We start from the raw sequence: 10,100 nt of genomic DNA, 5'->3' as shown, positions 1-10,100 counted from the left end.
GTTATGGGCTGTAACCTATTTTCTTTGAGGAGCCTGGCTTTTGCCACTGCCGTGCTGGGGGCCGGTCAGGCCACTTCCGGATGGATAACCTGCAGCCAGCTCCAGCGATCCTGATAAGCCTTCGCCTTTTTCTCGAACAGCGGCAGGTGGTTGCACAGCGGGTTGGGGCTGAGCTTGCCCTCGTACAACTGCGCCAGGCCGTTGGGCGCATAAAGCTCTACATCCGTCCGCTCCGCAGTATTTGCCCTTAAGCCGACACACGTACAGCTCACCAGAAACCGGTCAATACCATCACGGGAGCTTTGCAGGGCGGGGTAGGGGAAACCGAAATACTCCTCATACCAGGTATGGACCCTGGCCTGGTTTTTTGCTTCCACCACAATGCCCCGGCCCGCAAAGCAGGCGCCGACACGTTCATTGACGGCTGCTTCGCCCGCGCCTGAAAGGTCGGCAGGGTCAAAGTAAAACAGGTCGTAGTCTTTGATGTGGGCTTCGGGCGATTGCCCCGAGTGCAGGTTCCAGATTGTCTGGAAGAGGCATCCCGCCACCAGCCATGCGTCGGGCAATCCCAGCGCAGGCAGGTGTTCCAGAATGAACCGGTTGTGGCGGTTTTTCAGCGCGTCCCGGATGAATTCATCCGGGAGTACAGCCTCAGACGACCTTGGCAATCGACGCGCAGACGTAGTCGATGTTCTTGCTGTTCAGGGCGGCTACGCACATGCGGCCGGTGTCGGTGCCGTAAACGCCGAATTCATTGCGCAGGCGCACCATCTGGTCCTTGCTGAGGCCCGAGTAGCTGAACATGCCGATTTGTGCGGTAATGAAGCTCATGTCCTGCTTGACGCCGGCGGCCTTCAGGCCGTCCACGAGCTTTTGGCGCATGGCCTTGATGCGCACACGCATTTCCGCCAGTTCCTGCTCCCACTGGGTGCGCAGCGCGGGGGTATTGAGCACCGTGGCCACCACCATGCCGCCGTGGATCTGCGGGTTGCTGTAATTGGTGCGAATGACCAGCTTGAGCTGCGACAGCACGCGGTCGGCTTCGTCTTTGGACTCACACAGCACCGACAGGGCGCCCACGCGTTCGCCGTAGAGGCTGAAGCTCTTGGAAAAGGACGTTGACACGAAAAAGCTCAGGCCGGCCGCCACAAATTTACCGATGACGGCGCCGTCTTCCGCGATGCCGTGGCCAAAGCCCTGGTAGGCCATGTCAAGGAAAGGTGTGAGCTTGCGCGCCTTGACGGCGGCAATCACCTGGTCCCACTGGGCTGCGGTGATGTCGTAACCGGTCGGGTTGTGGCAGCACGCGTGCAGCACGACGATGGTGCCTTCGGCGGCTGCATTGAGGGCGGCGAGCATGCCCTCGAAGTTGACGCCGCGCTTGGCTGCATCGTAGTAAGGATAGCTTTCAACCACGAACCCGGCCTGGCTGAAAAGCGCGCGGTGGTTTTCCCAGCTTGGGTCGGAAATCAGGACTTTGGCATTGGGGCTGAGCTTTTTCAGGAAGTCGGCGCCGATCTTCAGGCCGCCCGTGCCGCCAATGCCCTGTGCAGTGGCCACTCGGCCGCTTTTGACGGGCTCGCTGTCGACGCCGAAAACCAGACCCTTGACGGCAGCGTCGTAGGCGGCGATGCCATCAATGGGCAGGTAGCCGCGTGCCTTGGGAGATTCCATCATGAGTTTTTCTGCCGCCTGAACGCATTGCAGCAGGGGGAGTTTGCCGTTGTCGTCGTAGTACACGCCTACGCCCAGGTTGACCTTGGCAGGGTTAGCGTCGGCGTTGAACTGCTCGTTCAGGCCCAGGATGGGGTCACGCGGGGCCATTTCGACAGCGGTAAACAAAGACATGAAATATCCTCAGAGAAGTAAAAAGAAGGCGAAAGCGACGATAGGGGGTTCAGGTCACGGATTTAGGTCACAAGCTGACCGGAAAAAAGGCTACAAGAGGTGTCAAAAAGCGATAGCGGGGCAACTACAAGGCGAATAGGGATTGCAATTTCCATTTTCGGCCGAATGTCGTATTCTGTTTGGTTGCCCTGAATTTTAACGGGGCTTGATCGAGGTTTTATGCCAGAAGCTATGGAAGTCATAACTGATTCAGTCAACACCGACCCCGCTGCGGGCCAGTTCGTGCGTTTCCCGGATTCGCCGTTCGAGCTGTTCCAGCCCTATCCACCTGCGGGCGACCAGCCCACGGCAATTGACCAACTGGTCGAGGGCATCAACGACGGCGAGGTGTTCCAGACCCTGTTGGGCGTGACCGGCTCCGGCAAGACCTTCACCATGGCCAATGTGATTGCCCGCCTGGGTCGGCCGGCCATCGTGTTTGCGCCCAACAAGACGCTGGCCGCGCAGCTTTACAGCGAGTTCCGCGAGTTTTTCCCGAAAAACGCGGTCGAGTATTTCGTCAGCTACTACGACTACTACCAGCCTGAAGCCTATGTGCCGCAGCGCGACCTTTTCATTGAGAAGGACTCGGCCATCAACGARCACATCGAGCAGATGCGCCTGTCGGCCACCAAGAGCGTGCTGGAGCGGCGCGACACCATCATCGTCGGYACGGTCAGCGCKATTTACGGCATAGGTGCGCCTGAGGAYTACACACARATGCGGTTCATTGCGCGCATCGGCGACAAGATGGGCCAGCGCGACGTGATCGCCAGGCTGATCCGCATGCAGTACACGCGCAACGAGCAGGACTTCGCGCGCGGCACGTTCCGGGTGCGCGGGGACGTGATCGACATTTTCCCGGCCGAGCATTCCGAGCTGGCCATACGCATCGAGCTTTTCGACGACGAGATCGAGTCGCTGCAGTTGTTTGATCCACTGACAGGCCGCATACGCCAGAAAATCCCGCGTTTTGTGGTCTATCCCAAAAGCCACTACGTCACGCCACGCGACAAGGTCATGACCGCCGTGGAAACCATCAAGCTGGAGCTGTCCGAGCGGGTGGCCCAGTTCGTCGCGGACGGCAAGCTGGTGGAAGCCCAGCGCATTGAGCAGCGCACCCGGTTTGACCTGGAGATGCTCAGTGAAATCGGCCACTGCAAGGGAATCGAGAACTACACCCGTCACCTGAGCGGCTCCCCGCCGGGTTCGCCCCCTTCGACGCTGTGCGATTACCTGCCCAAGGATGCCGTGATGTTTCTCGACGAGAGCCACGTCATGATCGGTCAGCTCAACGCCATGTACAACGGCGACCGCGCACGCAAAACCACGCTGGTGGAATACGGTTTTCGCCTGCCGAGCGCGCTGGACAACCGGCCGCTCAAGTTCGAAGAGTTTGAAGCCAAGATGCGCCAGGCCGTTTTTGTCTCGGCCACACCGGCAAATTATGAGAAAGAGCACGCCGGCAAGGTGGTGGAGCAGGTGGTCAGGCCCACCGGACTGGTGGATCCGCAGGTGGAAGTGAGGCCGGCTACCCATCAGGTCGACGACGTGCTGCAGGAAATCCGCATCCGGGTCGAAAAGAATGAGCGGGTGTTGATCACCACGCTGACCAAGCGCATGGCCGAGCAGCTGACGGATTACCTGAGCGACAACGGCGTGAAGGTGCGTTATCTGCACAGCGACGTGGACACGGTCGAGCGCGTGGAAATCCTGCGCGACCTGCGGCTGGGGGCCTTTGACGTACTGGTGGGTATCAATTTGCTGCGCGAAGGGCTGGACATTCCTGAGGTGTCGCTGGTGGCCATCCTGGACGCCGACAAAGAGGGTTTCCTCCGTGCAGAGCGCAGCCYGATCCAGACCATTGGCCGGGCGGCCCGCAACCTGAACGGCCGTGCGATTTTGTATGCAGACCGCATCACGGACTCCATGAAAAAAGCCATGGACGAGACCGAACGGCGGCGCAACAAGCAGATTGCCTTCAACCTGGAGCACGGCATCACGCCGCGCAGCGTGGTCAAACGCATCCGCGATTTGATCGACGGCGTCTACAGCGAGAAATCCGGCAAGGAAGCCGAAAAAATCGAGATGCAGAAGGCGTTGGTGGAAGACATGAGCGAGAAGGATATTGCCCGCGAAATCAAGCGCCTGGAAAAGCAGATGATCGAACACGCCAAGAACCTCGAATTCGAAAAGGCCGCCCGGGTCCGGGACCAGCTGCACATCCTCAAGGAACAGGCTTTTGGTGCGCCTGGCACCGATAATGTCGTGCCGCTGACCTCTGCAGGCCAAGCCCGCGCCTAGATCCACCAGCCCCCTGGGTTCATTTAATGCACCGAAACGGTGCATTAAATGGCTCTGCCTACGGGTTAGTCCCCATGTTTGGGGCCGTCTCAGCGGGAAAAACCCTGCTTGTGTTATACTTGACGAAAACAGTCAAGAACAATACCAGAACAACAAAAGCCCCCGCGATACCGGTTGACTGACCTGGGCGGCTGGAGGAAGAGTTCCCTGTAAGCCACAAGCTTTCAGGGTGAAAACGACAGTCAAGCCATTTAAAGGAGCTTGTTATGCGCCTCACGACCAAAGGCCGCTTTGCGGTCACCGCGATGATTGATTTGGGATTGCGTCAGAACAACGGCCCGGTCACGTTGGCCGCTATCAGCCAGCGCCAGCAGATTTCCCTTTCCTACCTCGAACAGCTGTTCGGCAAACTGCGCCGTCACGAACTGGTGGAATCCACCCGTGGCCCCGGCGGCGGTTATACGCTGGGCCGCAAGGCTTCCGAGATCACCGTGGCTGACATCATCGTGTCGGTGGACGAGCCGATCGACGCCACCCAGTGTGGCGGCAAGGAAAACTGCCTGGGCGAAGGCGGCCGCTGCATGACGCACGAGCTGTGGGCTTCACTGAACAGCCGCATGGTGGAGTTCCTGGACTCCGTGACCCTGCAAAAACTGGTGGAAGACCAGCTCGCCAAGGGCGTGGTGATCGAGAATACCCCGCAGGTCAAAAAAGCCATTTTCACAGCGCCGGTTGTCAAGCCGATCCGCGTGAATGCGCCGAACTCGGTCTTCGCACTGGGCAATGCATTTTCCAAATCCTGATGGAGCGATGCCGGGCGTCTGCCCGGCTTCATCCCTTTGTGACCCGATTGCATTGACTTCATTGATCGCGCTGCCAGCCAGCCTGTGAATTTAAAGAGCTAGCCACATGGACACCCCTCACTTTCCCATCTACATGGACTACAGCGCCACGAATCCCTGCGACCCGCGGGTAGTGGACGCCATGATTCCCTGGTTGCGCGAGCATTTCGGCAACCCCGCTTCGCGCAGCCATGCCTGGGGCTGGGAAGCAGAAGCCGCCGTCGAGAAAGCGCGTGAGCAGATCGCCGACCTGATTGGCGCCGACCCGCGCGAAATCGTCTGGACCAGTGGCGCAACCGAGTCCAACAATTTGGCTCTGAAGGGTGCGGCCCATTTCTACAAGACCAAGGGCAAGCACATCATCACGGTCAAGACCGAGCACAAGGCCGTGCTGGACACCTGCCGCGAACTGGAACGCCAGGGTTTTGAAGTGACTTACATGGACGTGCAAGCCGACGGCCTGCTCGACCTGGAGGCGTTCAAGGCCGCTATCCGCCCCGACACGATTCTGGTTAGCGTCATGTTCGTCAACAACGAAATCGGCGTAATTCAGGACATCCCGGCCATTGGTGCGCTGTGCCGTGAAAAAGGCATCATCTTCCATGTCGATGCCGCGCAAGCTACCGGCCGTGTTGATATCGACCTGGCGACCTTGCCGGTCGACCTGATGAGCCTGACCTCGCACAAGACCTATGGCCCCAAGGGCATTGGCGCCTTGTATGTGCGCCGCAAGCCACGCGTTCGCCTTGAAGCACAAATGCACGGTGGCGGCCATGAGCGCGGCATGCGTTCGGGCACCTTGCCCACGCACCAGTGCGTCGGCATGGGCGAGGCCTACCGCATCGCCAAGGCCGAGATGCATGAAGAGAACAAGCGCATCCTGGCCCTGCATGAGCGCATGCTCAACGGGCTCAAGGATGTGGAAGAAGTGTTCCTCAACGGCCATGCAGACAAGCGCGTGCCGCACAACCTGAACATGAGCTTTAACTTCGTCGAAGGCGAGTCGCTGATCATGGGCATCAAGGGTCTGGCCGTGTCCAGCGGCTCGGCCTGCACGTCGGCCAGCCTGGAGCCCAGCTATGTGCTGCGCGCCCTGGGCCGCAGCGACGAACTGGCGCACAGTAGCCTTCGCATGACGATTGGCCGCTGGAGCACCGAAGAAGAAATTGACTACGCGGTCGCCACCATCAAGGAAAACGTGGCCAAACTGCGCGAACTGTCTCCCCTGTGGGAGATGTTCAAGGATGGCGTGGATCTGTCCACCATCCAGTGGGCCGCCCACTAAGGCCGGCCCGCAATTCAAGACAGCTTAAAGAGGTAAACAAAATGGCATACAGCGAAAAAGTGGTAGACCACTACGAAAACCCCCGCAACGTTGGCTCCTTTGAAAAGGGCGACGAATCGGTAGGCACCGGCATGGTTGGTGCACCGGCCTGCGGCGACGTGATGAAGCTGCAAATCAAGGTCAACCCGGTGACGGGCGTGATTGAGGACGCACGTTTCAAGACCTACGGCTGCGGCTCCGCGATTGCTTCCAGTTCGCTCGTGACCGAGTGGGTCAAGGGCAAGACGCTGGACGAAGCGGCAAGCATCAAGAACAGCGCGATCGCTGAAGAGCTGGCGCTGCCGCCTGTGAAGATTCACTGCTCCATCCTGGCGGAAGACGCCATCAAGGCCGCCGTGAACGATTACAAGCAAAAGCACACGCACTGATCAACGCATCACCCGTCACCTGTTTTTTTCGAGTGATTTAAATGTCCGTTACCCTCACTGACGCTGCAGCCCGACACGTGACCCGCTACATGACCAAGCGCGGCAAGGGTGTGGGCGTTCGCCTTGGCGTGAAGACCACCGGCTGCTCCGGCCTGGCTTACAAGCTGGAATATGCCGACGAGATCGCACCGGAAGATGTCGTGTTTGAAGACAACGGCGTCAAGGTGCTGGTCGACCCGAAAAGCATGGCCTACATCGACGGCACCAAGCTGGACTTTGTGCGTGAAGGCCTGAACGAAGGCTTCAAGTTCATCAACCCCAACGAGCGTGATCGTTGCGGCTGTGGCGAAAGTTTCCGGGTTTGACGGGCGAGCGGTCGATCGCGTGCTGCACCCTTACTGAAGCCGCCTCCACTGATTGTGCTGGCGGCTTTTTCTCGGCATGAATCTCCAATCCAACGACTTCGAGCTTTTCGGTGTTCCCCAGCGCTTCGCGCAGGATCGCGCGACGCTTGACGCGCGCTGGAAGGATTTGCAGCGCGAAGCGCATCCTGACAAATTCGCGGCTCAGGGTACGGCCGCCCAGCGTGTGGCCATGCAGTGGTCGGTGCGCATCAACGAGGCCTACCAGCGGCTGAAAGACCCGCTCAAGAGGGCGAGCTATTTGTGTGAGCTGAACGGTGCGCCCATTAACGCCGAAAACAACACCGCCATGCCGCACGACTTCCTGATGCAGCAGATGCAGTGGCGCGAAGCGCTCGACGATGCCGAAACAACTGAAGATTTTGAAGAAATAGCCTCCCAAGCCACAGCTGACGAGCGCAAGCAGCTATCAAAAATAGAGCAACTGCTGGACGTGGACAAGGACTTTCCTGCCGCAGCCCAGCAGGTCAGAAGCCTTATGTTTATTGAGCGCTTTGCCAGTGAGGTTGATGCACGCATCGACCAGCTGGGACAATAAAGCATTACAGAAAAAGTACGACAACCGCGCATGGCACTCCTGCAAATTTCCGAACCCGGCCAGACGCCCGACCCGCACCAGCGACGCGTCGCGGTGGGGATTGACTTGGGCACCACACATTCGCTGGTCGCCAGCGTGCGCAGTGGTGTGTCTGAATGCCTGCCCGATGAGCAGGGGCGGGTGCTGCTGCCCAGCGTGGTGCGCTACCTTGAGGACGACAAGCGCCAAATCGGCTATGAAGCCCTGGCCGCGCAGGTGGAAGATCCGCGCAACACCATCTCTTCTGTCAAGCGTCTGATGGGCCGCGGCATTGACGACATCGGCAGCCGCGCTCAGTTGCCATACGAGTTGAACGACAAGCCGGGCATGGTCACGCTGCAGACTGTCGCCGGCGAGAAAAGCCCGGTCGAGATCAGCGCGGAGATTCTGGCCACGCTGCGTTACCGCGCCGAAGACACTTTTAATGACGATATTTATGGCGCCGTAATCACGGTGCCGGCCTACTTTGACGACGCCCAGCGTCAGGCCACCAAAGACGCTGCGCAACTGGCTGGCCTCAATGTATTGCGCCTGCTTAATGAGCCCACGGCCGCTGCCATTGCCTATGGGCTGGACAACGCCAGTGAAGGCGTTTACGCCGTCTATGACCTTGGCGGTGGCACTTTCGATATTTCCATACTGCGTTTGACCCAAGGCGTCTTCGAGGTGGTGGCCACGGGCGGCGATTCCGCGCTTGGTGGCGACGATTACGATCGCGCGCTGGTCGACTGGGTGCTGGCCAAGGCGGGCCTTGCAGCGGATGCGCTCACTCCGTCTGACAAGGCGGCACTGCAGCGCACTGCGCGCAATTGCAAGGAGGCGCTTTCAGCTGCCAACCCTGTGCCTTTTTCGGTGCAACTGGCCAAAGCCCTCGTCAACTTCGAAATGAAGGCGGAAGATTTTGAAACCGCTACCGCCCACCTGACCCAGCGTACCCTGGCGGCCGTTCGCAAGGCACTGCGCGATGCCAAGCTGGCGAAGGAAGATATTCAGGGCGCAGTGCTGGTAGGTGGCTCCACACGCATGCCGCAGGTGCGCAAGGCGGTTGCCAGTTTCTTCGGGCGCGAGCCGCTGGTTAATCTCAACCCCGATGAAGTGGTGGCGCTGGGTGCGGCCATTTCCGCCAACCAGCTCGCTGGCAACAACACTGGCGCCGACCTGCTGCTGCTCGACGTGATCCCGCTGTCGCTGGGCATAGAGACCATGGGCGGGCTGGTTGAGCGCATCGTGCCGCGCAACCAGACCATCCCCACGGCGATGGCGCAGGACTTCACCACCTACCAGGACGGCCAGACCGCGCTGGCGCTGCATGTGGTGCAGGGCGAACGCGACCTGGTGGCCGACTGCCGCAGTCTTGCCCGTTTCGAGCTGCGCGGCATTCCGCCCATGGTGGCGGGCGCTGCCCGTATCCGCGTGACGTTTACCGTCGATGCCGACGGCCTGCTTAGCGTGAATGCGAAAGAGCAGGTCAGCGGTGTCGAGGCGCGCATCGACGTGAAGCCCTCCTATGGCCTGTCGGACGACGATATTGCGCGCATGCTGCAAGACAGCTTCTCGACCGCCCAGCAAGACATGCAGGCTCGCGCACTGGCCGAGGCCCAGGTCGATGCCGATCGAATGATTCTGGCTGCGCAAAGCGCGCTGGCGGCGGATGCCGACTTGCTGAGCCCCAATGAGCGGGCGCAGATCGACAGCCTGATCGTCGGTCTTGCCGACATGCGTGCCCACGGTGATGCGGCCGCAATCGAAGCAGCCACCCAGGCGCTGGCCAAAGGCACCGAAGGCTTTGCCGCCCAGCGCATGAACAGGGGCATCAAGCAAGCCCTGGCCGGAAAAAACATCGAGGCGGTCTGAACCGACTGACAACCATGCCCATCATCAAAATACTGCCTCATCCCGAATACTGCCCACAGGGCGCTGAAATCAGTGCGCCGGCCGGCACCTCGATTTGCGAGGCTCTGCTCGACAACAAGATCAACATCGAGCACGCCTGCGACCTCAGTTGCGCCTGCACGACCTGCCACGTCATCGTGCGCGAAGGCTTCAAATCGCTGAACGAGCTCGACGAGAGCGAAGAAGACCTGCTGGATCGCGCCTGGGGCCTGGAGCCCAATTCGCGCCTGAGTTGCCAGGCCTTCCTTGCCCAGTCGGATGTGACGGTGGAGATACCCAAATACTCCATCAACCATGCAAAGGAGAATCATTAGCCCCCACGCTTGCCACTGCGTGTGCTGCGCTGCCCCCCGAGGGGGCGCATTTTTCCTAGGGGCGGCCCGGCGGAAAAACATCCACTGACCCAGCACAGCGATAATCCAGCCATGCGCCAAATCGTTCTTGACACCGAAACCACCGGTC

Annotated in this window: 10 protein-coding genes; 8 read left to right on the top strand and 2 right to left on the bottom strand. The window is 59.9% G+C overall.

The window, feature by feature from the left end:
• Nucleotides 1-65: 65 nt before the first annotated feature.
• Nucleotides 66-668: a nucleotidyltransferase family protein gene (locus AC1D1P_RS06815; protein ID WP_477672487.1), complete on the bottom strand. Its 603-nt coding sequence runs from the start codon at nt 666-668 to the stop codon at nt 66-68.
• Complete coding sequence (locus tag AC1D1P_RS06810) at nt 652-1,848, bottom strand: amino acid aminotransferase (protein WP_477672486.1); 1,197 nt, start codon at nt 1,846-1,848, stop codon at nt 652-654. The genes AC1D1P_RS06815 and AC1D1P_RS06810 overlap by 17 nt, the downstream gene beginning before the upstream one ends.
• 219 nt (nt 1,849-2,067) lie before the next feature.
• On the opposite strand from AC1D1P_RS06810, the gene uvrB reads away from it, so the two are divergent.
• From uvrB to fdx, 8 genes are all read left to right on the top strand, one after another.
• The gene (gene uvrB / locus AC1D1P_RS06805; RefSeq protein ID WP_477672485.1) at nt 2,068-4,191 is read left to right on the top strand and encodes an excinuclease ABC subunit UvrB; all 2,124 of its coding nucleotides are present in this window, start codon (nt 2,068-2,070) and stop codon (nt 4,189-4,191) included.
• Nucleotides 4,192-4,457: 266 nt separating this feature from the next.
• Nucleotides 4,458-4,994: a Fe-S cluster assembly transcriptional regulator IscR gene (gene iscR, locus AC1D1P_RS06800; protein WP_457280416.1), complete on the top strand. Its 537-nt coding sequence runs from the start codon at nt 4,458-4,460 to the stop codon at nt 4,992-4,994.
• 106 nt (nt 4,995-5,100) lie between these two features.
• Entirely contained in the window at nt 5,101-6,318 is a 1,218-nt protein-coding gene (locus AC1D1P_RS06795) for an IscS subfamily cysteine desulfurase (protein ID WP_477669132.1), read from the top strand.
• Between the two features lie 41 nt (nt 6,319-6,359).
• Nucleotides 6,360-6,746, top strand: coding sequence for a Fe-S cluster assembly scaffold IscU (gene iscU, locus AC1D1P_RS06790; protein ID WP_122956871.1), 387 nt, complete (start codon nt 6,360-6,362; stop codon nt 6,744-6,746).
• 41 nt (nt 6,747-6,787) lie between these two features.
• Entirely contained in the window at nt 6,788-7,111 is a 324-nt protein-coding gene (iscA, locus tag AC1D1P_RS06785) for an iron-sulfur cluster assembly protein IscA (RefSeq protein WP_074575253.1), read from the top strand.
• A 76-nt stretch (nt 7,112-7,187) separates the two neighbouring features.
• Nucleotides 7,188-7,706: a Fe-S protein assembly co-chaperone HscB gene (gene hscB, locus AC1D1P_RS06780; RefSeq protein WP_477669133.1), complete on the top strand. Its 519-nt coding sequence runs from the start codon at nt 7,188-7,190 to the stop codon at nt 7,704-7,706.
• A 30-nt stretch (nt 7,707-7,736) separates the two neighbouring features.
• A complete protein-coding gene (gene hscA, locus AC1D1P_RS06775) occupies nt 7,737-9,599 on the top strand; it encodes a Fe-S protein assembly chaperone HscA (RefSeq protein WP_477672484.1) in 1,863 nt (620 codons plus the stop codon).
• 14 nt (nt 9,600-9,613) lie between these two features.
• The gene (gene fdx / locus AC1D1P_RS06770; RefSeq protein WP_122956868.1) at nt 9,614-9,952 is read left to right on the top strand and encodes an ISC system 2Fe-2S type ferredoxin; all 339 of its coding nucleotides are present in this window, start codon (nt 9,614-9,616) and stop codon (nt 9,950-9,952) included.
• Nucleotides 9,953-10,100: the final 148 nt, after the last annotated feature.

This window comes from Polaromonas sp. P1_E1_2, from assembly GCF_056406035.1.
Note: the sequence above shows the minus strand (reverse complement) of the source record. Positions and strands in the feature narration are given on the sequence as shown.

Excerpts from the sequence above, each read along its gene's own strand:
- AC1D1P_RS06810 (WP_477672486.1), bottom strand. The coding sequence starts at position 1,848 with ATGTCTTTGTTTACCGCTGTCGAAATGGCCCCGCGTGACCCCATCCTG.
- iscR (WP_457280416.1), top strand. The coding sequence starts at position 4,458 with ATGCGCCTCACGACCAAAGGCCGCTTTGCGGTCACCGCGATGATTGAT.
- AC1D1P_RS06795 (WP_477669132.1), top strand. The coding sequence starts at position 5,101 with ATGGACACCCCTCACTTTCCCATCTACATGGACTACAGCGCCACGAAT.
- iscU (WP_122956871.1), top strand. The coding sequence starts at position 6,360 with ATGGCATACAGCGAAAAAGTGGTAGACCACTACGAAAACCCCCGCAAC.
- iscA (WP_074575253.1), top strand. The coding sequence starts at position 6,788 with ATGTCCGTTACCCTCACTGACGCTGCAGCCCGACACGTGACCCGCTAC.
- hscB (WP_477669133.1), top strand. The coding sequence starts at position 7,188 with ATGAATCTCCAATCCAACGACTTCGAGCTTTTCGGTGTTCCCCAGCGC.
- hscA (WP_477672484.1), top strand. The coding sequence starts at position 7,737 with ATGGCACTCCTGCAAATTTCCGAACCCGGCCAGACGCCCGACCCGCAC.
- fdx (WP_122956868.1), top strand. The coding sequence starts at position 9,614 with ATGCCCATCATCAAAATACTGCCTCATCCCGAATACTGCCCACAGGGC.